Source organism: Aquabacterium humicola, assembly GCF_030167915.1.
Lineage (GTDB): Bacteria > Pseudomonadota > Gammaproteobacteria > Burkholderiales > Burkholderiaceae_C > Pseudaquabacterium > Pseudaquabacterium humicola.
This window is the reverse complement of the sequence record NZ_JARGNB010000001.1, coordinates 104,429-125,689: the sequence shown is the minus strand read 5'-3', so window position 1 is coordinate 125,689 and position 21,261 is coordinate 104,429. Positions and strand designations below refer to the sequence as shown.

The window sequence follows — 21,261 nt, the reverse complement described above, 5'->3', positions numbered from 1 at the left end:
TGACACAGACGCCATCAGTTTTCAAATGGCGCGAGTCGATTTTGCATCGTGAAACTACGTAGAGGCTTCCCTTCGCCCGGGTGGCTGTCGGAGCCAGCCAGCCCCGGATAATCGGCCGCCATGACTCCCTCGAAGCCTGCCCCCGCCGGTCCCGGCGTCACGCCGCTGGGGCGCCGACTGCTGGGGCGCTGGTGGCGGCGGCAGTCGCCGGCCCGGCAGGACCGCTTCGCGACGCTGGGGCCGCTGGTCTCGGTGCTGCTGTTCCTGGCCGCGATCATTTCGGCCTTCTGGTACTTGCGCAACGAGGAAATCGATCGCGAGGCCGAGGCCGTCAAGCGCGACACCGAGATCGCTCAGCAGCAGATCCGGCTGCGGCTGATCGAGAACCAGGAACAGCTGGTGCGCATGGCGCGCGAGATCGTCACCCGCGAGCTCGAGGCGCCGAACTTCCTGGCGCAGGCCGCCCGTTTCACCGCCGACCGGCCCGAGATCCTGCAGCTGAGCTGGGTCGGTTCCGATCGCCGGGTGCGCGCCCGCCAGTCGGCCTTCTCCGAACGCGAGCTGCCGCCGCCGCCGAAACCGGCGCCCGCCGGCCGCTTCGCCGCGCGCTCGGCCGCGCAGGCCGCGGCCGCCAGCGCAGCGGAAGCCGCCGCGTTGGCGGCTGCCGCAGCCAGCCGCCCGAGCGAGGCCGACTGGGCGTTCATCGCCGCGCGCGACGTGCGCCAGCCGATCTACTCGCGGCCGTTCAAGGACCCCGCCGGCACGATGGTCTTCGAGCTGCACGTGCCGCTGCTGGACCGCGGCAGCTTCTCCGGCGCGCTGGTCGTCGAGTACTCCATCGACGTGCTGCTGCGCCACTTCGTGCCGGCCGAGGTCACCTCGCGCCACGCGATCGCGGTGATCGACGAGCGCGAGCGGGTGATCGCGAGCTCCGTGACACCGATGCCGGGGATCGTGCGCGCGCCGGCGCTGGTCAACGACGTGCCGCTGGCCCCCGCGGCCAACGGGCTGATCCTGCGCGGCACCGGCTACCGCACCTCGGTCGGCCTGATCGGCAATACGCTGTTCTGGATGGTCGTCGCGCTGTCCGTGCTGACGGTGTGGATGCTGCTGGGCACCTGGCGCCACATGCGGCGCCGGTCGCAGATCCAGAGCGCGCTGGTCGCCGAGACCAACTTCCGCCGCGCGATGGAGAACTCCATGCTGACCGGCATGCGCGCGATGGACCTGGAAGGCCGCGTCAGCTACGTGAACCCGGCCTTCTGCGCGATGACCGGCTTCACCGAGAACGAGCTGATCGGCCGCCTGCCGCCCTACCCCTACTGGCCGCACGACCGCATCGACGAGAACAGCCGCCTGCTGCAGCAGGAGCTGCAGGGCCGCAGCCCGGCCGGCGGCATCGAGGTCAAGGTGATGCGCAAGAACGGCACGCTGTTCGATGCGCGCATGTACGTCTCGCCGCTGGTCGACGCCCGCGGCCACCAGACCGGCTGGATGACCTCGATGACCAACATCACCGAGGCCAAGCGCATCCGCGACCAGCTGTCGGCCTCGCACGAACGCTTCACGACGGTGCTCGAGGGCCTGGACGCCGCGGTGTCGGTGCTGTCGGTGCAGCAAGGCGAGCTGCTGTTCGCCAACCGCTCGTACCGGCTGTGGTTCGGCGCCGATGCGCGTGGCCACGGCCTGCTGGCCAGCGGCGCCGGTCCCGCCGTGCCCTTCATCGCCGAGCCCGACGATGCGGTCGACGGCCTCTCGGGCCTGCCGACGCAGGAGCTGACCAGCATCGGCACCAACCCGCGCGAGGTCTACACGCACCAGCTCGACAAGTGGTTCGACGTGCGCTCGCGCTACCTGCAGTGGACCGACGGCCGCCTGGCGCAGATGCTGATCGCCACCGACATCACCGCGCGCCGCCGCGCCGAGGAGCAGGCCTCGGCGCAGGCCGAGAAGGCGCAGGTCTCGAGCCGGCTGATCACGATGGGCGAGATGGCCTCGTCGGTGGCGCACGAGCTGAACCAGCCGCTGACCGCGATCACCAACTACTGCAGCGGCATGGTCTCGCGCGTGAAGGCCGAGACCATCCAGCAGGCCGACCTGATCGCCGCGCTGGAGAAGACCGCGCGCCAGGCCGAACGCGCGGGGCAGATCATCCACCGCATCCGCGCCTTCGTGAAGAAGAGCGAGCCGCAGCGCCAGCCCGCGCATGCGAAGGACATCGTCGAGGACGCGGTGGAGCTCGCCAGCATCGAGCTGCGCCGCCGCAATGTCGCGATCCACCACTACGTCGCGCAGCGCCTGCCGCTGCTGAAGTGCGACCCGATCCTGATCGAGCAGGTGCTCTTGAACCTGCTGAAGAACGCGGCCGAGGCGATCGACTCGGCCAAGCTGCCGGCCGCGCGCCGCCACATCGAGCTGCGCGTAATCCCGCGCCACACGCCGGAAGAAGGCGGCGTGATCGAGTTCAGCGTCACCGACATGGGCCCCGGCCTGCCCGACGAAGTGATCAACCGGCTCTACGAGGCCTTCTTCTCGACCAAGGCCGAAGGCATGGGCATCGGGCTGTCGCTGTGCCGCTCGATCGTGGAGTCCCACCGGGGGCGGATCAAGGCGCAGAACCTCTACAATGGCAGCTCTGTTGCAGGATGCCGGTTCGCCTTCACCCTGCCCGTCGAAACCAGTGCGCGGCACGAGGAGACAACGCTGCCACCGCCTCCGCTGAACTCCCGGCGGACGACCGTAGCGCCCGACGCTGACGCACCACCTGCGGCCAACACCACTCCATGAGCCTGATCCCCAAGAAGGGCACCGTGTACGTCGTCGATGACGACGAGGCGGTGCGCGATTCGCTGCAATGGCTGCTCGAAGGCAAGGACTACCGGGTCAAGTGCTTCGACTCGGCCGAATCCTTCCTCTCCCGCTTCGACCCGCGCGAGGTCGCGTGCCTGATCGCCGACATCCGCATGGACGGCATGAGCGGCCTGGAACTGCAGGACCGCCTGCTCGAGCGCAAGAGCCCGCTGCCGGTCGTCTTCATCACCGGCCACGGCGACGTGCCGATGGCGGTGACGACGATGAAGAAGGGCGCGATGGATTTCATCGAGAAGCCGTTCAAGGAGGATGACCTGCTCAACCTCGTCGAACGCATGCTCGATTCGGCGCGCGCCGCGTTCAGCCAGCACCAGGAACAGGCCAGCCGCGACGCGCTGCTGTCGCGCCTGACGACGCGCGAGGCGCAGGTGCTCGAGCGCATCGTCGCCGGCCGCCTGAACAAACAGATCGCCGACGACCTCGGCATCAGCATCAAGACGGTCGAGGCGCACCGCGCCAACATCATGGAAAAGCTCAACGCGAACACCGTGGCCGACCTGCTGAAGATCGCGCTCGGGGCGAATACCGCGAAAGCCTGACCGCAACACATCCCGTTCGAGGCCGCTGCAATCCAGCGGCCTCTTGCATTTCCAAGGAGCTCTTTCACCATGACCGCCCAGTTGATCGACGGCAATGCCCTCGCGAAGCAGATCCGCGGCGAGGTCGCGCAGCGCGTGGCCGCCCTCGCCGCCCGCGGGCGCCAGCCCGGCCTGGCGGTGATCCTGGTCGGCGACGACCCGGCGTCGCAGGTCTATGTGAAGCACAAGGTGGCCGACTGCGAAAGCGTCGGCATGCGCTCGATCCTCGAACGCTACCCGGCCAGCCTGAGCGAAGCCGATCTGCTGGCCCGCCTGCAGGCGCTCAACGCCGACCCGACGGTGCACGGCATCCTGGTGCAGATGCCGCTGCCGAAACACATCCACCCGCAGCGCGTGATCGAGACCATCTCGACCGCCAAGGACGTCGACGGCTATTCGGTGCAGAGCGCCGGCGACCTCGTCTGCGGCCTGCCCGGCTTCCGGCCCTGCACGCCTTACGGCTGCATGAAGCTGATCGAGACCACCGGTGTCGACCTGAAGGGCAAGCACGCGGTGGTGATCGGCCGCAGCAACACCGTCGGCAAGCCGATGGCGCTGCTGCTGCTGCAGGCCAACGCCACGGTGACCGTCTGCCACAGCGGCACGCCAGACCTCGGCGCGCACACGCGGCAGGCCGACGTGGTGGTTGCCGCGGTCGGCCGCCGCAACGTGCTGACCGCCGGCATGGTCAAGCCGGGCGCGATCGTCATCGACGTCGGCATGAACAAGAAGGACGACGGCAAGCTCTGCGGCGACGTCGACTTCGACGGCGTGAAGGAAGTCGCGGGCTGGATCACCCCGGTGCCCGGCGGGGTCGGTCCGATGACGCGCGCGATGCTGCTCGTCAATACTCTTGAATCCGCCGAGCGCGACGCGACCTGATCCCGGTACGTCGGCTGCCCGCGCGGAACCCGACGCCCACGACGCGAATCGAGATTCCATGAGCGACACCTCCGACAACCCGCTGCTGCGCACCGGCGGCCTGCCCGCTTTTGCCGAGATCCGGCCCGAACACGTCACGCCGGCCTTCGACGTGCTGCTGCCCGAGGCCGAAGCCGCGCTCGAACGCGCGGTGAGCCCCGACACGCCGGCCGACTACGACGCGCTGTCGCGCGTGCTCGACGTGCCGCTGGAGCGCCTGGGCCGCGCCTGGGGCGCCGTCGGCCACCTCAATGCGGTGGCGAACACGCCCGAGCTGCGGGCCGCCTACAACGAGAACCTCGGCCGCATCACCGAGCTGTACACCCGCCTCGGCGCCGATGAGCGGCTCTACGCCAGGTACAAGGCGATCGCGCAGGCGCCCTCCGCAGCCACGCTGAGTGCGTCGCGCCAGAAGGCGCTGTCGAACGCGATGCGCGACTTCGTGCTGTCCGGCGCCGAGCTGCAGGGCGAGGCCAAGGAGCGCTTCAAGGCGATCCAGGAAGCGCATGCGGAGAAATCGCAGGCCTTCTCCGAACACGTGCTCGATGCCACCGACGGCTTCTCGCTGATCGTCGGCCCCGAGCGCCTCGCGGGTGTGCCGGACGACGTGCTCGCCGCGACGCGGGAGGCCGCGCAGGCCGGGCAGCAGGACGGCCACAAGCTGACGCTGCACGTGCCCGTGTGGCTGCCGGTGATGCAGTACGCGCACGACCGCGCGCTGCGCGAGGAGATGTACCGCGCCTACGTCACCCGCGCCAGCGAGCACGGGCCTGCCGAGCGCGACAACAGCGCGCTGATGCGCGAGCTGATCGAGCTGCGCCAGGAAGAGGCGGCGCTGCTCGGGCATGCGAACTACGCCGAGCTGTCGCTGGTGCCGAAGATGGCCGAGTCGCCGGCGCAGGTGATGCAGTTCCTGCGCGAGCTCGCCGCCAAGGCGCGCCCGCATGCCGAACGCGACCTCGCCGAGCTGCGCGCCTTCGCCGCCGAGCAGCTGTCGCTGCCCGACCTGCAGCCCTGGGACGTCGCCTACGCGTCCGAGAAGCTGAAGGAGGCGCGCTACGCGTTCAGCGAGCAGGAGGTGAAGCAGTACTTCACCGAGCCGCGCGTGCTCGACGGCCTGTTCCGCATCGTCGAGACGCTGTTCGAGGTGCAGGTGCGGCCCGACACCGCCGACGGCACCTGGCACGACAGCGTGCGCTTCTACCGCATCGAGCGCGCGGCCGGCGGCGCCGCGGATGGCGCGGGCGCGCGCGAGCTCGTCGGCCAGTTCTACCTCGACCCGTACGCGCGGCCCGGCAAGCGCCCAGGCGCGTGGATGGACGACGTGCGCGGCCGCTGGCTGCGCCCGGACGGCGTGCTGCAGACACCCGTGGCGCAGCTGGTCTGCAACTTCGCCGCGCCGGTGGCGGGCAAGCCGGCGCTGCTGACCCACGACGACGTCATCACGCTGTTCCACGAGTTCGGCCACGGGCTGCACCACATGCTGACGCAGGTCGACGAGCTGGCGGTTGCCGGCATCTCGGGCGTCGAGTGGGACGCGGTCGAGCTGCCGAGCCAGTTCATGGAGAACTTCTGCTGGGAATGGGAGGTGCTGTCGCGCCTGACCGCCCATGTCGACACCGGCGCGCCGCTGCCGCGCGCCCTCTTCGACCGCATGACCGCCGCGCGCAACTTCCAGAGCGGCCTGCAGACGATGCGTCAGGTCGAGATGGCGCTGTTCGACATGCGGCTGCATGCCGAGGCCGGCGCGGCCGCACACATCCAGGCGCTGCTGGACGACGTCCGGCGCGAGGTCGCGGTGATCATCCCGCCCGCGTACAACCGCTTCCAGCACACCTTCTCGCACATCTTCGCGGGCGGCTACTCGGCGGGCTACTACAGCTACAAGTGGGCCGAGGTGCTGTCGGCCGACGCCTTCGCGGCCTTCGAGGAGGCCAGCCTCTTCGATGCCGAGACCGGTCGCCGCTACCGCCGCGAGATCCTCGAGGCCGGCGGCAGCCGCCCGGCGATGGACAGCTTCCGCGCCTTCCGCGGCCGCGAGCCGACGATCGACGCGCTGCTGCGGCACCAGGGCATGACGTGAAGCGGGCCTCACGAGACCGCTTGAGCGGCCCCCGCCCCCTCGGCTAGATTCGACGCATGAAACGATCCCTCGTGCTCGCCGCGGCCTGCCTGGCTGTCCTGCCCGCGTTCGCGCAATACAAGGTGGTCGGTCCCGACGGCCGCATCACCTACACCGACCGGCCGCCGCCGGCCGCGCAGGGCCAGGTGAGCGCGATGCGCCGCGACGGTGCGGTCGCGTCGACTCCGGCCGCGCCGCTGCCGGCCGAACTGCGCCCGGTCGTCGCGCGCTTCCCGGTCGTGCTGTTCACCGCGCCCGAGTGCGAGCTCTGCGACAACGCCCGCACGATGCTGAAGCAGCGCGGCATCCCGCTGACCGAACGCCAGGTGATGCGGCAGGAGGACCTCGTCGCGGTCGAACGTGCCACCGGCAGCCGCGGCATGCCGGCCATGACCGTCGGCGCGCAGGCGATCAACGGCTGGTCGTCATCGCAGTGGAACGCGCTGCTCGACCTCGCCGGCTACCCGCGCGAATCGAAGCTGCCGCGCGACTACCAGGCCGCGGCGCCCCAGCCGATCACGCCGCGCCCGGCCCCGCCGCCACCGGTGCCGGTGGCGCCGCCCGCGCCATCGCCGGACGTGCCGGAGGCACCGGAGCCGGCGGCCTCGGGCATCCGCTTCTGACGCTGCGCGGCTGACAGCGGCCGCCCGGGCCCGCCGGGCAGTCGGCGCCTAACGGGCCGGATCGCCGGCCGTCGCCGCGCGCGTGATGCCCTTCGCGACCCAGTTGCCGGCACCGACCGCGGCGCCCATGATCCAGAACATCACGCCCGGCCCGAGCATCGAGCCCAGCACGCCGAAGGCCAGCGGCATCACGCTGCTGGACGCGTTGATGGCCATCGAGCGGAAGGCGATCGCCTCGCCATGGCGGTGCTCGGGCGTCAGGTGGTGCAGGGTCGACATGATCATCGGCTGCACCGCGCCGAGCGTGAAGCCGAGCAGGGTCGCGCAGATGCCCATCAGCCACGCGGTCTGCGCGAACGGATAGGCGGCGAACACCACGCCGGTCAGCACCATCGCGAAACGCAGCACGGTCACTTCGCGCAGGCGGTGCGCGACCATCGGGATCACGAAGCGCACCAGCGTCACCGCCAGCGTGAAGCTGCCGAGCACGAGGCCGATCGTCGATGCGCTGTAGCCGCGGCCATGGCCGAGCACCGGCACCGCGAAGCTGTGCACGTCCCAGCTCGCCGACAGCAGCCAGTTGACGAACAGCAGCCGCTTCAGCCCTGGCGTGGCCAGCAGGTCCCAGGCGCCGCCGCCGGCGGCGCTGCCGCGCGCGGGCCCCTGGCGCGCGACCACCGGCACATAACGCGCCGCGACCAGCGAGCCCAGCGGCAGCGCGCACATCAGCGCATAGGCCGATGCGAAGCCGCCGGCATCGATCATGAAACCCGCGGCCACCGGCCCGACCACGTTGGCCAGCGACGGTGCCATGCCCAGCCAGCTGAAGACGCGCAGCCGCTCGGTCGAGCTGACCGCCAGCATGCCCGCGGTGCGCTGGATCGCGATCAGGCCGACGTTGGTGCCGACGCCGCTGAGGGCCGCGCCGACGCACAGCAGGCCGAAGCGCCACCAGCCGTCGACGAAGCAGGCGATGAACGCGAGGCCGGCGCCGACCATCGTCGCGCCGACCGCCACCCGCAGCGGCCGGTGGTAGCCATGCCGGTCGGCCATGCGCCCGGCGGCCAGCGCGGTGACCACCGGCAGCGCGGCGAACAGCGCCAGCAGCACGCCCACGGACCACGCGCTGTAGCCCTGCTGCAGCGCCTGCAGCGGCGCCGCCATGCGCTGGCCGGCCATCGCCGCATGCAGCGCGATCTGCCCGGCGATCAAGGCCGGCAGAAACTGCGCAGCGTTGTTCGCCGCGCCGTTCGAGCCGTCAGGCGGCCCCCACGTCGCTTCGCTCCTGCCCCCCGAGGGGGGTGAGCCCGGACGAGGACAGTCCGGCGGACTGTTCTCGCCTGGCGAACGGCCGGTCCGCCAGGACCAGCGCGGCCTGCAAGGCCGAGCCGCCTTGGGGCGGCCCGGCGGCGGCTCAGGCCTCGTCATCGCCCTCCGCCGGAATGCCGGGCAGCACCTGCTGCGCATAGGCATCGCCCACCGCCTCGACACCGCGCAGCTGGCGCGCCATCGCCCGCGTGCGCACTTCGGCGGCCTCGATCGTATTGCCGGCCTCCTGCAGCTTCTTGCGCGTGCGCGCCAGCACCTCGCCGAACTTCGCGAACTCGGTCTTCACCGCGCCCAGCACCTGCCAGACCTCGGCGCTGCGGCGTTCCAGCGCCAGCGTGCGGAAGCCCATCTGCAGGCTCGACAGCGTGGCCAGCAGCGTGGTCGGCCCGGCCAGCATGATGCGGTGCTCGCGCTGCAGGTGCTCGACGAGACCGGGGCGGCGCAGCACCTCGGCATACAGGCTCTCGGTCGGCACGAAGAGGATCGCGAAATCGGTGGTGTGCGGCGCGGCGAGGTACTTCTCGCGGATCGTGCGCGCTTCGAGCTTCATGCGGCTCTCGATCGCGCGCGCCGCGGACTCGACACCGGCCACGTCGGCACGCTCCTGCGCCTCGAGCAGGCGCTCGTAGTCCTCGCGCGGGAACTTGGCGTCGATCGGCAGCCAGACGTGCGTGCCCGCCTCGTGGCCATGGCGGCCCGGCAGCTTGATCGCGAACTCGACCCGCGCCCCGCTGCCCGGCACGGTCTCGACGTTGGCCGCGTACTGCTCGGGCGTGAACACCTGCTCCAGCAGGCCGGCCAGCTGCACCTCGCCGAAGATGCCGCGCGTCTTCACGTTGGTCAGCACGCGGTTCAGCGAGCCGACGTCGCGCGCCAGCACCTGCATCTCGCCCAGGCCGCGGTGCACCTGCTCGAGCCGCTCGGCGACCTGCTTGAAGCTCTCGCCCAGCCGCTGCTCGAGCGTCGCGTGCAGCTTTTCGTCGACCGTCGCGCGCATCTGCTCGAGCTTCTTCTCGTTGCCGTCCTGCAGTGCGAGCAGGCGCCCTTCGACGGCCTGGCGCACTTCGGCCAGGCGCCGCTCGTTGGCCTCGCTCATCGCCCGCAGGTGTTCGGTCAGCTGCGCGGTCAGCGCCTGCAGCGACTGCGCGACCGCCTGCTGGTGCTGCGCGAGCTGGCCGCGGAAGGAATCGATCTGCTCGTTCTGCGTGCGCGCGACGTCGCCGCTCTGCGCGAGCAGGGTCTGCTGCAGCAGGGCCAGCGAGCCGGCCAGCTCCTGACGCGTCGCCCGCGCACCGTCCTGCAGCTCGGTGCGCAGCGCGCGCTGGTATTCCTCGTCGCGCGACCGCTGCGCGCGCTGCGCCTCGTCCTCGCGCGCCCGCCGCTCCTTGTCCCCCGACCGCAGCCACCAGCCGATCAGCAGCAGCGTATCGAGTGCCAGCAGCGCCAGCACGATCCATTCAGTCATCAGTGCCCGCCCGGCCGCCCGAAGGGCACTGAGCGCCCCTCGGGGGCCGCGAACGGAGTGAGCTGGGGGCAGGTCATCCAGCGATTGTGTCAGCAGCCTTGCGACGGGCGGGCAGCGCGGATGCACGCGCCGCCGGCGGCAACGCATCGAGCAGCGTGATCAGCCGCTGCAGTGCCGGCGACGGATCGCCGCGCCAGACCAGGTGCGTGCGGTTGCGGCGCACGCGCTCGGGCAGGACATGCTCGGCGACATCGGCCGCGGCGCGCAGGGTCTGCAGCACCGAACGCGGCGCGATCGCACAACCGGTGCCGGCGGCGACGCAGGCGATGATCGCCGGGTAGCTGGCGAACTCCAGCACACGCTCGGGCAGCACGTCGGCCTGGCCGAACCAGTCTTCGAGCCGCTTGCGGTACGAGCAGCCCTGCGCGAACGCCAGGATCGTGCCGCGCCCGAGGTCCGCCGCGCGCTTCACCGGCGCATGGCCGCGCGCGGTGATCAGCACCAGCTCCTCCTCGAACACCGGCATCGTCTGCAGGCCCGGCGCGGTGAAGGGCTCGCTGACGAAGGCCGCTTCGATACGGTAGTCGAGCACGCGCTGCAGCAGCGCGCCGGTGTTCGCGGTGCTCAGCTCGATCACCACCGCCGGATGCAGCCGGTGGTAACGCGCCAGGATCGCCGGCAGGCGGCTGCCGGCCGTGCTCTCCAGCGCGCCCAGGCGGAACGGTCCTCGGGCCGGCCCTTCGCGCAACGCGCTCTCGGCTTCGTCGGCCAGCCGCAGCAACTGCTCGGCATGCACCAGCAGGCCCTCGCCTTCGGCCGTCAACGCCAGCGATCGACCCTGGCGCTTGAACAGCGCGACGCCCAGCCGCTCCTCGAGCTGCTTGATGCGCGTGGTGACGTTGCTCTGCACGCGGTTCAGCCGCGCCGCCGCGCGGATCACGCCGCCCTCGCGCGCAACGCTGCGGAAGATCTCCAGCGAGTCGAGGTCGAGTGTTCTCATGACGAGAATGATAGTTCTCGATTATTCATTTGTGCAGCGGAGCGGAAACCGCTCCAATGCGGCGCATGGCCCCCCCGGCATCGCCCCCTACCGCCCGCGCCGACGCGCTGCGGGTCTCCCTGGCCGCGCTGCTGGCGCTGGCGGTCGCGATGGGCATCGGCCGCTTCGCGTTCACGCCGCTGCTGCCGCTGATGCAGCGCGAAGGCCTGCTCGACGGCGACGGCGGCGCGGCGCTCGCGGCGGTGAACTACCTCGGCTATTTCGCCGGTGCGCTCAGCGCCGCGGCGCTCGCGCGCCGGCCACGCCGGCTGGTGCTCGGCGGCCTGCTGGCGACCGCCGCGGTGACCGCCGGTGCCGGTGCGCTGCACGGCCTGCCCGCCTGGCTGGTGCTGCGCGGCCTGGCCGGCGTGTTCAGCGCCTGGGTGATGGTCGGCATCAGCATCTGGGCGCTTGGCGAGCTGGCCCGCCTCGGACGGGCATCGCTCGGCGGCGTGGTCTTCGCGGGGGTCGGCTGCGGCATTGCGGCGGCGGGTGCCCTGGCGTGGTGGCGGGCCGCCGACGGCGCGGCCGCGCTGTGGTGGCAGCTCGGCGCGCTGGCGCTGGCCGCGACGGCGGTGATCGCCGCCTGCTGGCGACCAGGCGCAGCCGCGTCGGTGGCCACCCCGCCGCCGCCGCGCGCGCCGCTGCCGCGCGGCAGCACCGGCCTGATCGCCTGCTACGCGACCTTCGGCTTCGCCTACATCCTGCCGGCAACCTACCTGCCGGCGCTGGCGCGCGAGCTGGTCGACGATCCGCAGCGCTTCGGTCTGGCGTGGCCGGTGTTCGGCCTCGCCGCGGCGGCGTCGACGCTGCTCGCGGCCCGCGCGCTGCGCCGCTGGCGCCAACTGGACGTCTGGGCCGCCTGCCACCTGCTGCTGGCGGCCGGCTGCGCGGCGCCGCTGCTGGGCCGCTCGCCTTGGCTGATAGGCTTCGCGGCGCTCGCGGTCGGAGGCTCGTTCATGGTCGCGACGATGGCCGGGCTGCAGCAGGCCCGGCTGCTGGCACCCGCGCACCCCGCGCCGCTGCTCGGCCGCATGACGGCGGCCTTCGCGCTCGGCCAGATCGCCGGCCCGCTGGTCGCGCTGGCCTGGTCGCGCGCGCCGCTGCCGGGTCGCACCGGCATCGAGTCGACGCTGCTGCTGGCGGCGTTGCTGCTGGTCGCCAGTGCCGGCTGGCTGCGTTTCAAACAGGAGAGTCCGCATGTCCGAACCGACCCCCTCGCCGCGCCCCGTTGAACAGGGGCGCGGCGGCGAACGCCTGCCGCTGCCGCCGATGGATCAGCTGAACGCCGAGCAGCGCGCCGCCGCGCAGGCGTTGATCGACGGGCCGCGCAAGGCCGTCTATGGCCCCTTCGTGCCGCTGCTGCGCACGCCGGCGCTGCTGGACCGCGTCGCGCAGCTCGGCGAGGCGCTGCGATTCGGGGGCACGCTCGACGCCCGCGTGCGCGAGCTCGCGATCTGCGTCGCCGCACGCGAGGTCGGCAACCAGTTCGAGTGGGTGATGCACCGGCCGCTGGCCGAAGCCGCCGGCGTCGCGGCCGCCGCGCTCGAAGCGGTGCGGGTCGCCGCGCGGCCCGAGGGCCTGAAGGCCGACGAGCAGGTGGCGGTCGACGTCGCGACCGAACTGCTGCAGCGCAACGGCCTCGCCGATGCCACCTACGCCCTTGCGGTCGAGACCTTCGGCGAAGCCGGCGTCGTCGAGCTGTCGACGCTGGTCGGCTACTTCGTGATGGTGTCGTGGGTGATGAACGTCGCGCGCACGCCCTCGCGGCCGACCGCCGACGTCACGCCGCTGCCGTCGTGGCCGCTCTGATCCGGCGCTAGCGCAGCGGCAGCACCTCGGGATTCAGCGCCGTCGGCGGCTGGCCGGCGCCGCCACCCAGCGCCGCGATCAGGTTGTCGGCCGCCAGGTTGGCCATCGCGCGCCGCGTCGGCAGGCTGGCGCTGGCGATGTGCGGCGTCAGCACGACGTTCGGCACCTCCAGCAGCGCGGGGTGCACGGCCGGCTCGCCTTCGAACACGTCCAGGCCCGCGGCCGCGATGCGGCGCTCGCGCAGCGCCTGCGCCAGCGCCGCGTCGTCGACGACCCCGCCACGCGCGACGTTGGTCAGCGTGGCGGTCGGCTTCATCAACGCCAGCTCGGCCGCGCCGACGAGGTGGTGCGAGGCCGGGCTGTACGGCACGACGATCACCAGGTGGTCGGCCTCGCGCATCAGCGTCGCCTTGTCGACCCAGCGCGCACCCAGTTCCTGCTCGACGGCCGCGTCGAGCCGTGAGCGGTTGTGGTAGATCACCGGCATGCCGAAACCCAGTGCGCCGCGCCGCGCGATCGCCTGGCCGATGCGGCCCATGCCGAGTACGCCCAGGGTCGCGCCGTGCACGTCGGCGCCGGCGAAGAGGTCGTAGCGCCATTCGGTCCAGCGGCCGGCGCGCAGGAAGTGTTCGCTTTCGGCGATGCGGCGCGCGGTGGCCATCATCAGCGCGAAGCCGAAGTCGGCGGTCGTCTCGGTCAGCACGCCGGGCGCGTTGCTGACCAGCACGCCGCGCGCCGTGCAGGCCGGCACGTCGATGTTGTTGAAGCCCACCGCCATGCTGCAGACCGCGCGCAGGTCGGGGCAGGCATCGAGCAGCGCGGCATCGATCGTCGGCGTGCCGGCGACGAAGACGCCGCGCCGGCCCTGCAGCCGGTGGATCAGCTCGTCGCGCGCGGTGATCGGCGCGTCGCCGCAGCTGTCGACCTCGAAGTGCTCGCGCAGGCGCGCCAGCACGTCGTCGAACACGGGAATCGCGACCAGGATCTGGTTCATGGCCTCAGGTCATCCAGATGAACGTGATCAGCACGAACAGCGGTATCAGGATGGTGCCGGACCACAGCATGTAGCCGAAGAAGCTGGGCATGCGGATGCCGCGGTCCTCGGCGATCGCCTTGACCATGAAGTTCGGCGCGTTGCCGATGTAGCTGTTCGCGCCCATGAAGACCGAGCCGGCAGAGATGGCGGCCAGCGTCGTCGCCAGCGGCCCCATCAGCTGCTGCGGATCGCCGCCGGCGAGGTTGAAGAAGACGAGGTAGGTCGGCGCGTTGTCGAGGAAGGACGACAGGATGCCGCTGAACCAGAAGTAGGCCCACGGCAGCGGCTGGCCGTCGGCACCCGTCACCGCGCGCGTCACGGCGGCGAAGGCGCCGGACTCGCCAGCCTTCAGCATCGCGAGCACCGGCAGCATCGTCACGAAGATGCCGATGAAGAGCTTGGCGACCTCCTGCATCGGCCCCCAGCCGAACTGGTTGGCCAGCCGCACCGACTGCGGCGTGATCGCCAGCGACACGAACGTGACGACGATCAGCAGGCCGTCGCGCACCAGCTGCTGCAGTTCGACCGTCGTTCCCCAGACGTCGAAGGCGATGCCCGGCTGCCAGGTGCCGCTCATCAGCACCAGCGCCACGATGGCGGCCAGCGACAGCAGGTTCACCTTGCCGTCCAGGCCGAAGGTGGGGGCCGCGTCGGGCGTGGGGTCGACGGGCAGCACGCCCTCGCGGCGGTACCAGTAGCTGTCGAGCGCGAAGAAGATCGCCAGCAGCGCCCCGACGAGGAACAGCGTCTCCGGAAACAGGTGCTTCAGCGTCCAGGTGAACTCCACGCCCTTCAGGAAGCCGAGGAACAGCGGCGGATCGCCCAGCGGCGTCAGCGAGCCGCCGGCATTGCTGACGATGAAGATGAAGAAGATGACGACGTGCGCGACGTGCCGCCGGTTGTCATTGGCGCGAATCAGCGGCCGGATCAGCAGCATCGACGCGCCGGTGGTGCCCATCAGGCTCGCGAGCACCGCGCCGATGGCCATCAGGCCGGTGTTCAGCGCGGGGCTGCCGTGCAGGTTGCCGCGCACGTAGATGCCGCCCGAGACGGTGAACAGCGCCGTGAGCAGGATGATGAACGGCAGGTACTCGGCCAGCAGCGTGTGCAGCAGCGCCTGCGCCGCGGTGCCGGCGCCGTAGCTGGCCGCGAAGGGCAGCACGAAGGCCAGTGCCCAGCCGGCGGCGATCTTGCCGTAGTGGTGGTGCCAGACCTGGGGTGCCAGCAGCGGCATCAACGCGATCGACAGCAGCACGCCGGCAAAGGGCAGCCCCCACCACGCGGCGAGCGCCGCACCGTTCACCTCGGCCGCCGTCGCCGCGGTGGCCACTGTCCAGAGGCCGAGCCCGAACGACAGCAGGGGCAGGGTTCGACCGAATCGCATGCGCAGCTTCCGCGTTGGTGGGCAATGGCGGCGCATTCTAGGAAGCGCACTGCGCGCGCGGCTGAACGGCGGCTGAATCCGCCGCTCGGGACAACCCGCAGTCAGCCGCCGATCGGACGCAGCGGCTGCAGCGCCTGCTTCAGCGCGTCGGGCAGCGGCACGGGCCGGCGCGTCTGGCGGTCGACGTAGACATGCACGAAATGGCCGATCGCCGCTGCCAGGGGCTCTCCCGGCGCGAACAGGCCGATCTCGTAGCGCACGCTCGAGCTGCCCACATGCGCGACACGCAGCCCGGCCTCGACCTCCATCGGGAACGACAGCGGCGCGAAGTAGTTGCAGTGCGTCTCGACGACGAGGCCGATCACCGCGCCGGCATGGATGTCGAGCGCACCGGCCTCGATCAGGTAGCGGTTCACCACCGTGTCGAAGTAGCTGTAGTACTGGACGTTGTTGACGTGGCCGTAGAGGTCGTTGTCCATCCAGCGCGTGGTGATGCGGGCGTGGTGGCGGAAGGTCTCGCGGCCCTCGGGTATCGGACGAATGCTCATGCGGGCGATTGTTGCCAGCCGGCCGCCGGCGCGCTGTCGCGCGCATGGCAGGTCTGCCAGCGGTTCCAGGCGCCGAGCGCCAGGCGGACCGTCTCCATCTGCGCGGCGACCGTCACCGCGATGTCCCGGCCATAACCGCCGGCCATCGTCACGACGACCGGCACGCGGTGGTGCAGCAGGCGATCGAAGATTCGGCGGTCGCGTTCGGCCAGGCCCGCCAGGCTGAGCTTCAGCCGCCCGAGCCGGTCATCCTCGTGCGGGTCGGCACCGGCGAGGTAGAAGACCAGGCCGGGCGGCGCTTCGCGCTGGCGCTGCCAGGATTGTTCGAACGCGCGGTCCAGCGCATCGAGGTAGGCCTCGTCGCGGCAGCCGTCGGGCAGCTCGACGTCGAGGTCGCCGCGCTCCTTGCGGAACGGGAAGTTCTTCGCGCCGTGCAGCGACAGCGTGAAGACGGTCGGATCGTCCTGGAAGATCGCCGCGGTGCCGTTGCCCTGGTGCACGTCGAGGTCGATCACCCAGACCCGCAGCAGGCGGCGCTCGCGCCGGTGCACCTCCGCCTGCATCAGTCGCGCCGCCACGGCCACGTCGTTGAATACGCAGTAGCCGCCGCCCCGGTCGGCGTAGGCGTGGTGCGTGCCGCCGCCTAGCTGCAGGCCGACGCCTTCGGCCAGCGCGGCGCGGGCCGCGGCGATCGTCGCGCCGACCGAGCGCCGCGAGCGCTCCACCATCTGCGGCGACCACGGAAACCCGATCGCCCGCTGTGCCGGCCCGGGCAGCGTGCCGGCGAAGACCGAGCCGATGTAGTCGGGCGTGTGGGCCAGCGCGAGCTCGCCTTCGGAAGCCGCCTCGGCTTCGGCGAGCCGCAGTTCGGGCAGCTCGGCCTGTACCCGTTCGCGCAGCAGCCGGTACTTCGGCATCGGGAACGTGTGGCCCGCGGGCAGTGCCAGCGCGAAACGGTCGTTGCTGAAGACTTGCATCGATGACGGCATTGTGGCGAAGCGGCGGTAACGGATCGATCCAGGGCTGAACTAGGCCGGCATCCCTAGATTGCTGCACCGCAACAAAAATGTCTTGCAATCACGTCGCCGGCCTCTATACTTCGGGTCATGTTGCAGTGCAACATCGGAATTCAGATCTACCCACTTCCTACGGAGCCGCACATGTCCTACCTGACCCCCGAGCAATTCGCCGCCGCCAACAAGGCCAACATCGAGACCCTGTTCGGTCTGACCAACAAGGCCTTCGAAGGCGTCGAGAAGCTGGTCGAACTGAACCTGCAAGTCGCGAAGACCGCGCTGGGCGAAGTCGCCGAGAACACCCTGGCCGTGCTGGCCGTCAAGGACGCGCAAGAGCTGCTGGCCCTGCAAGCCAGCCTGCTGCAGCCGTCGGCCGAGAAGGCCGCTGCCTACAGCCGTCACCTGTACGACATCGCCAGCGCGACCAACAGCGAAGTCACCAAGACCGCCGAGACCCAGCTCGCCGAGCTGCAGAAGAAGTTCCTGTCGGCCGTCGACACCGCCGTCAAGAACGCCCCGGCCGGCACCGAGAACGCCGTGACGCTGGTCAAGTCGGCGATCACCGCCGCCAACAACGCCTACGAGTCGGTCAACAAGGCCGCCAAGCAGGCTGCCGACATCGCCGAAGCCAACTTCAATGCCGTCACCACGACGGCCGTGAAGGCGTCGCAGGCCGCTTCCGTCAAGCCGGCCAAGCGCGCCGCCTGATGACCCAGGCCCGCGCAGTCGCGGGCCTGAAGCGGGTCGTGTCACGGAGAAAGGCGGAACCAATCCGCCGGCCCGGGCCTCAGACCAGCGACCGTGGCGTTAGCGCGCTGCGGTCAGGGTGAAAGGTTGTCTCCTCGGTACCTCTCGAAACCCCCTTTCAAGGTACCTTCAGCCCGCAGGCTTCGGCTTGCGGGCTTTTTCTTTGGCGGCAACGCCTGTTACCCCGCGGTTCCGGCTCTTGGCGGAGCCAGTCCGTCAGTGCGCCGCCAACGCGGCCAGCCGCTGCTTCAGCGGCCCCAGCGCGGCGAGCGCCGCTTCGCGCCCGGCATCGATGGTCTGCCTGCGCACGGTGAAGTCGGCGCCCGAGAAGCCCCGCAGCTTCGGTCGCAGCACGACGTCGGCTTCCTTCAGCTCGAAGCGGTTGATGCTGCGGCCCATGATCGCGAAGGTCTGCAGCAGCAGGCGCATCATGTCGCCGGTCGGGTTGCCGTCCGGGGCGGTCGAGATGTCGACCGCGATCACCAGCTCCGCACCCATCTGGCGGGCGAAGCGCACCGGCACCGGCGACACGAGGCCACCGTCGACGTATTCGCGCGTGCCGATCTTCACCGGCTGGAACACCGCCGGCACCGCGCTGGATGCCCGCACCGCGACGCCGGGATCGCCGCGCTGGAACAGCACGGCCTCGCCGCTGTCGAGGTCGGTGGCGACGATGCCCAGCGGCAGCGGCAACTGCTCGATCGACTTGCCGCCGGTCTGCTCGCGCACGTAGCGCGCCAGCGCTTCGCCGCGGATCAGCCCGCGGCCGGGGAAGGACCAGTCGGTGATCGCCGATTCGTCCATCGCCAGCGCGATGCGCGCCAGCTCGGCGCCCGAGCGCCCGGCGGCGTACATCGCCGCGACCAGGCTGCCGGCGGACGTGCCGACGACCAGTTCCGGCCGGATGCCGGCTTCTTCCAGAACCTGGATGACGCCGATGTGCGCGAAGCCGCGCGCGGCGCCGCCGCCCAGCGCCAGGCCGATCTTCGGCGGGCGCGGCGGGGGTTCAGGGGTGGCGGGCGGCGGTGCAGGGCTCACCGGCCGCGGGGTGGTCTGGCAGCCGGCCAGCGCGAGCAGCGCGGCGAGCCCCAGGCAGGCATCACGACGGTTCATCGGCTGCGATTCTAGGAAACGGCCGGTCCCGGCTTGCATCTCTAAATTCCGCAGAAGAATTTGCAGACAACTTATATGTAGTTCTCATCTATATACGGGTTTACTACAGTCCGCCACTCGGACGGCCGCCCGGCCGCACGCCTTGGAGCATTCATGGATTGGTTGGCGATCGTCAGTGGGTTCGGCATCGGCGCCATCGTCGGCATGACCGGCGTGGGCGGCGGTTCGCTGATGACGCCGCTGCTGATCAGCGTCTTCAAGCTGCACCCGGCGGTGGCCATCGGTACCGACCTGTGGTTCGCCGCGATCACCAAGTCCGGCGGTTCGTGGGCCCACCACCGCCACGGCCATGTCGACTACCGCATCACCGGCCTGATGCTGTTGGGCAGCATCCCGGCGTCGATCGCGACGATCGGCATGATGCACCTCACCGGCGTCACCAAGGGCTGGGCCAGCGCGCTCACCCTCGCGCTCGGCATCGCGCTGCTGCTGACCGCCGTCACGGTCTTCTACCGCCAGGCCTGGCAGGCCGTCGGCATCCGCCTGGAGCGCTGGCTGCCCGAGAGCCGCAAGCGCGGCCTGACGATCGCCGCCGGCGTGCTGCTGGGCGTGCTGGTGAGCTTGAGCTCGATCGGCGCCGGCGCCGTCGGCGCGACGCTGATCCTGCTGCTGTACCCGCGCCTGCCGGCGCAGCGCCTGGTCGGCACCGACATCGCGCACGCCGTGCCGCTGACGCTCGTCGCCGGCATCGGCCACGCCACGCTGGGCCACATCGACTGGGGCCTGCTCGGCGCTTTGCTGATCGGCTCGCTGCCCGGCATCTGGATCGGCGCCCACCTGACGAAGGCCATGCCCGAGCGCATCGTGCGCACGCTGCTGTGCCTGTCGCTGGTCGGCGCCGGCCTGAAGGTGATCCACTGAGCACCGACTGAACCCACAAGAAGAGCACCCGATGTACGCCTACACCGACTTCGACCGCCAGTTCGTGCACGCCCGCGCGGCGCAGTTCCGCGACCAGCTGGAGCGCAACCTGCGCGGCGAGCTCTCCGATGACGACTTCCGCCCGCTGCGCCTGCAGAACGGCTGGTACGTGCAGCGCCATGCGCCGATGGCCCGCATCGCCGTGCCCTACGGCGAACTCAGCGCGAACCAGCTGCGCCGCCTGGCCCGCATCGCCCGCGAGTTCGACCGCGGCTACGCCCACTTCACGACGCGCCAGAACTGCCAGTTCAACTGGATTCCGCTGCCCAAGGCCGCCGACGTGATGGAGCTGCTGGCCGATGTCGACATGCACGGCATCCAGACCAGCGGCAACTGCATCCGCAACATCACCAGCGACGCCACCGCCGGCGTCGCCGCCGACGAGATCGTCGACCCGCGGCCCTACTGCGAGATCCTGCGCCAGTGGAGCACGCTGCACCCCGAGTTCGCCTTCCTGCCGCGCAAGTTCAAGATCGCCGTCTCCGGCGCGAAGGAAGACCGCGCCGCGATCGCCTGGCACGACATCGGCCTGCAGCTGAAGAAGAACGCGGCCGGTGACGTGGGCTTCGAGGTGCTGGTGGGCGGCGGCATGGGCCGCACGCCGGTGATCGGCCAGGTCGCCAGCGCCTTCGTGCCGTGGCAGCAGATCCTCTGCTACATCGAGGCGATCGTGCGCGTCTACAACCGCTACGGGCGGCGCGACAACGCCTACAAGGCCCGCATCAAGATCCTGGTGAAGGCCGAAGGCAAGAAGTTCTTCGACGCCGTCGCCGCGGAGTTCAAGCACATCCTCGAGGACGACGCCGCCGGCAGCGCCCACCTGATCCCGCAGGCCGAATTCGACCGTGTCGCCGCCTGCTTCGTGCGCCCGGCGGGCGTGGCGCCTATCGCCGAAGAGACGCGGCCAGACGACGTCGACCGCCCCCAGGCCTTCAGCCGCTGGCTCGAGCGCAACGTTCATGCGCACCAGGTGCCGGGCTACCGCGCCGTCACGCTGTCGCTGAAGCGCCCGGGCCAGGCGCCCGGCGACGTGACCGATGTGCAGATGGAGCTGGCCGCCGACCTCGCCGACCGCTTCAGCCACGGCGAGCTGCGCGTCACGCACGACCAGAACCTGCTGCTGCCCTGGGTGCGCGCGAGCGAGCTGCGCGCGCTGTGGCAGGCCGCGCGCGACGCCAGCTTCGCGACGCCGAACATCGGCCTGCTGACCGACATGATCGCCTGCCCCGGCGGTGACTTCTGCGCGCTGGCCAACGCACGCTCGATCCCGATCGCCGCGGCGATCACCGAACGTTTCGACGACCTGGACGCGGTCTACGACATCGGCGACATCGACCTGCACATCAGCGGCTGCATCAACAGCTGCGGCCACCACCACAGCGGCCACATCGGCATCCTCGGCGTCGACAAGGACGGCAGCGAGTGGTACCAGGTGTCGCTGGCCGGCTCCGACGGCTCGACGCTGTCCGGCACCGCGGTGCCCGGCAAGGTGATCGGCCCGTCGTTCGCCGCCGAGGAAGTGCCCGACGTGCTGGAGGCGCTGATCGACGTCTACCGCCGCGAGCGCAGCGCCGGCGAGCGCTTCATCGACACCGTGCGCCGCATCGGCCCCGCGCCGTTCAAGACCGCCGCCGATGCGCAGCGCCACCTCACCGCCGCCTGACCGCCTTCTGAAC

General features: G+C 70.9%; 18 protein-coding genes. 10 read left to right on the top strand and 8 right to left on the bottom strand.

Features of this window, described 5'->3' with window-relative positions; genetic code table 11:
- The first annotated feature begins 120 nt into the window (after window positions 1-120).
- The 5 genes from P1K89_RS00590 (at window position 121) to P1K89_RS00570 (ending at window position 7,115) form a co-directional block, all read left to right on the top strand.
- On the top strand, window positions 121-2,787 hold the full coding sequence (locus P1K89_RS00590; RefSeq protein ID WP_284614406.1) for a PAS domain-containing sensor histidine kinase: 2,667 nt from the start codon (window positions 121-123) through the stop codon (window positions 2,785-2,787).
- Window positions 2,784-3,410 (top strand): response regulator transcription factor, encoded by a 627-nt coding sequence (locus P1K89_RS00585; protein ID WP_284614405.1) that lies wholly within the window; start codon window positions 2,784-2,786, stop codon window positions 3,408-3,410. Before P1K89_RS00590 ends, P1K89_RS00585 begins: the two co-directional genes overlap by 4 nt.
- Window positions 3,411-3,479: 69 nt before the next feature.
- On the top strand, window positions 3,480-4,331 hold the full coding sequence (folD, locus tag P1K89_RS00580; RefSeq protein WP_284614404.1) for a bifunctional methylenetetrahydrofolate dehydrogenase/methenyltetrahydrofolate cyclohydrolase FolD: 852 nt from the start codon (window positions 3,480-3,482) through the stop codon (window positions 4,329-4,331).
- Between the two features lie 58 nt (window positions 4,332-4,389).
- Window positions 4,390-6,453 (top strand): M3 family metallopeptidase, encoded by a 2,064-nt coding sequence (locus P1K89_RS00575; RefSeq protein WP_284614403.1) that lies wholly within the window; start codon window positions 4,390-4,392, stop codon window positions 6,451-6,453.
- Window positions 6,454-6,509: 56 nt separating this feature from the next.
- A complete protein-coding gene (locus tag P1K89_RS00570) occupies window positions 6,510-7,115 on the top strand; it encodes a glutaredoxin family protein (RefSeq protein WP_284614402.1) in 606 nt (201 codons plus the stop codon).
- Between the two features lie 48 nt (window positions 7,116-7,163).
- On the opposite strand, the gene P1K89_RS00565 is transcribed toward P1K89_RS00570, so the two are convergent.
- From P1K89_RS00565 to P1K89_RS00555, 3 genes are all read right to left on the bottom strand, one after another.
- The gene (locus P1K89_RS00565; RefSeq protein WP_350079684.1) at window positions 7,164-8,327 is read right to left on the bottom strand and encodes an MFS transporter; all 1,164 of its coding nucleotides are present in this window, start codon (window positions 8,325-8,327) and stop codon (window positions 7,164-7,166) included.
- A 202-nt stretch (window positions 8,328-8,529) separates the two neighbouring features.
- Window positions 8,530-9,909: a DNA recombination protein RmuC gene (locus P1K89_RS00560; protein WP_284614401.1), complete on the bottom strand. Its 1,380-nt coding sequence runs from the start codon at window positions 9,907-9,909 to the stop codon at window positions 8,530-8,532.
- Between the two features lie 73 nt (window positions 9,910-9,982).
- Window positions 9,983-10,909, bottom strand: a complete 927-nt coding sequence (locus P1K89_RS00555) for a LysR family transcriptional regulator (RefSeq protein ID WP_284614400.1) — start codon at window positions 10,907-10,909, stop codon at window positions 9,983-9,985.
- Between the two features lie 65 nt (window positions 10,910-10,974).
- Here P1K89_RS00555 and P1K89_RS00550 point away from each other — a divergent pair, with 65 nt between their 5' ends.
- Window positions 10,975-12,183 (top strand): YbfB/YjiJ family MFS transporter, encoded by a 1,209-nt coding sequence (locus tag P1K89_RS00550; protein ID WP_284614399.1) that lies wholly within the window; start codon window positions 10,975-10,977, stop codon window positions 12,181-12,183.
- Window positions 12,149-12,760, top strand: a complete 612-nt coding sequence (locus P1K89_RS00545; RefSeq protein WP_284614398.1) for a carboxymuconolactone decarboxylase family protein — start codon at window positions 12,149-12,151, stop codon at window positions 12,758-12,760. The genes P1K89_RS00550 and P1K89_RS00545 overlap by 35 nt, the downstream gene beginning before the upstream one ends.
- Before the next feature lie 7 nt (window positions 12,761-12,767).
- Here P1K89_RS00545 and P1K89_RS00540 read toward each other — a convergent pair whose 3' ends face one another.
- The 4 genes from P1K89_RS00540 to P1K89_RS00525 all read right to left on the bottom strand — a co-directional run bounded on the left by P1K89_RS00540 (window position 12,768) and on the right by P1K89_RS00525 (window position 16,705).
- Window positions 12,768-13,754, bottom strand: coding sequence for a 2-hydroxyacid dehydrogenase (locus P1K89_RS00540; protein ID WP_284614397.1), 987 nt, complete (start codon window positions 13,752-13,754; stop codon window positions 12,768-12,770).
- Between the two features lie 4 nt (window positions 13,755-13,758).
- Window positions 13,759-15,180, bottom strand: a complete 1,422-nt coding sequence (locus tag P1K89_RS00535; RefSeq protein WP_284614396.1) for a sodium:proton antiporter — start codon at window positions 15,178-15,180, stop codon at window positions 13,759-13,761.
- A gap of 101 nt (window positions 15,181-15,281) precedes the next feature.
- The gene (locus P1K89_RS00530) at window positions 15,282-15,728 is read right to left on the bottom strand and encodes an acyl-CoA thioesterase (protein ID WP_284614395.1); all 447 of its coding nucleotides are present in this window, start codon (window positions 15,726-15,728) and stop codon (window positions 15,282-15,284) included.
- Window positions 15,725-16,705 (bottom strand): histone deacetylase family protein, encoded by a 981-nt coding sequence (locus tag P1K89_RS00525; protein ID WP_284614394.1) that lies wholly within the window; start codon window positions 16,703-16,705, stop codon window positions 15,725-15,727. Before P1K89_RS00525 ends, P1K89_RS00530 begins: the two co-directional genes overlap by 4 nt.
- Window positions 16,706-16,888: 183 nt before the next feature.
- Here P1K89_RS00525 and phaP point away from each other — a divergent pair, with 183 nt between their 5' ends.
- Window positions 16,889-17,452: a TIGR01841 family phasin gene (gene phaP, locus P1K89_RS00520; protein WP_284614393.1), complete on the top strand. Its 564-nt coding sequence runs from the start codon at window positions 16,889-16,891 to the stop codon at window positions 17,450-17,452.
- 255 nt (window positions 17,453-17,707) lie between these two features.
- Here phaP and P1K89_RS00515 read toward each other — a convergent pair whose 3' ends face one another.
- Entirely contained in the window at window positions 17,708-18,604 is an 897-nt protein-coding gene (locus P1K89_RS00515) for a patatin-like phospholipase family protein (protein ID WP_284614392.1), read from the bottom strand.
- A gap of 153 nt (window positions 18,605-18,757) precedes the next feature.
- Here P1K89_RS00515 and P1K89_RS00510 point away from each other — a divergent pair, with 153 nt between their 5' ends.
- Both P1K89_RS00510 and P1K89_RS00505 read left to right on the top strand, forming a co-directional pair.
- Window positions 18,758-19,525: a sulfite exporter TauE/SafE family protein gene (locus P1K89_RS00510; RefSeq protein WP_284614391.1), complete on the top strand. Its 768-nt coding sequence runs from the start codon at window positions 18,758-18,760 to the stop codon at window positions 19,523-19,525.
- Window positions 19,526-19,556: 31 nt separating this feature from the next.
- Window positions 19,557-21,248, top strand: coding sequence for a nitrite/sulfite reductase (locus P1K89_RS00505; protein WP_284614390.1), 1,692 nt, complete (start codon window positions 19,557-19,559; stop codon window positions 21,246-21,248).
- Window positions 21,249-21,261 lie beyond the last annotated feature (13 nt).

What these genes read in the sequence shown, in the direction of transcription:
- P1K89_RS00560 (WP_284614401.1), bottom strand. Translation starts at nt 9,909, where the DNA reads ATGACTGAATGGATCGTGCTGGCGCTGCTGGCACTCGATACGCTGCTG.
- P1K89_RS00570 (WP_284614402.1), top strand. Translation starts at nt 6,510, where the DNA reads ATGAAACGATCCCTCGTGCTCGCCGCGGCCTGCCTGGCTGTCCTGCCC.
- P1K89_RS00575 (WP_284614403.1), top strand. Translation starts at nt 4,390, where the DNA reads ATGAGCGACACCTCCGACAACCCGCTGCTGCGCACCGGCGGCCTGCCC.
- P1K89_RS00545 (WP_284614398.1), top strand. Translation starts at nt 12,149, where the DNA reads ATGTCCGAACCGACCCCCTCGCCGCGCCCCGTTGAACAGGGGCGCGGC.
- P1K89_RS00530 (WP_284614395.1), bottom strand. Translation starts at nt 15,728, where the DNA reads ATGAGCATTCGTCCGATACCCGAGGGCCGCGAGACCTTCCGCCACCAC.
- P1K89_RS00510 (WP_284614391.1), top strand. Translation starts at nt 18,758, where the DNA reads ATGGATTGGTTGGCGATCGTCAGTGGGTTCGGCATCGGCGCCATCGTC.
- P1K89_RS00555 (WP_284614400.1), bottom strand. Translation starts at nt 10,909, where the DNA reads ATGAGAACACTCGACCTCGACTCGCTGGAGATCTTCCGCAGCGTTGCG.
- P1K89_RS00590 (WP_284614406.1), top strand. Translation starts at nt 121, where the DNA reads ATGACTCCCTCGAAGCCTGCCCCCGCCGGTCCCGGCGTCACGCCGCTG.
- P1K89_RS00515 (WP_284614392.1), bottom strand. Translation starts at nt 18,604, where the DNA reads ATGAACCGTCGTGATGCCTGCCTGGGGCTCGCCGCGCTGCTCGCGCTG.
- folD (WP_284614404.1), top strand. Translation starts at nt 3,480, where the DNA reads ATGACCGCCCAGTTGATCGACGGCAATGCCCTCGCGAAGCAGATCCGC.
- P1K89_RS00540 (WP_284614397.1), bottom strand. Translation starts at nt 13,754, where the DNA reads ATGAACCAGATCCTGGTCGCGATTCCCGTGTTCGACGACGTGCTGGCG.
- phaP (WP_284614393.1), top strand. Translation starts at nt 16,889, where the DNA reads ATGTCCTACCTGACCCCCGAGCAATTCGCCGCCGCCAACAAGGCCAAC.
- P1K89_RS00550 (WP_284614399.1), top strand. Translation starts at nt 10,975, where the DNA reads ATGGCCCCCCCGGCATCGCCCCCTACCGCCCGCGCCGACGCGCTGCGG.
- P1K89_RS00505 (WP_284614390.1), top strand. Translation starts at nt 19,557, where the DNA reads ATGTACGCCTACACCGACTTCGACCGCCAGTTCGTGCACGCCCGCGCG.
- P1K89_RS00535 (WP_284614396.1), bottom strand. Translation starts at nt 15,180, where the DNA reads ATGCGATTCGGTCGAACCCTGCCCCTGCTGTCGTTCGGGCTCGGCCTC.
- P1K89_RS00525 (WP_284614394.1), bottom strand. Translation starts at nt 16,705, where the DNA reads ATGCAAGTCTTCAGCAACGACCGTTTCGCGCTGGCACTGCCCGCGGGC.
- P1K89_RS00585 (WP_284614405.1), top strand. Translation starts at nt 2,784, where the DNA reads ATGAGCCTGATCCCCAAGAAGGGCACCGTGTACGTCGTCGATGACGAC.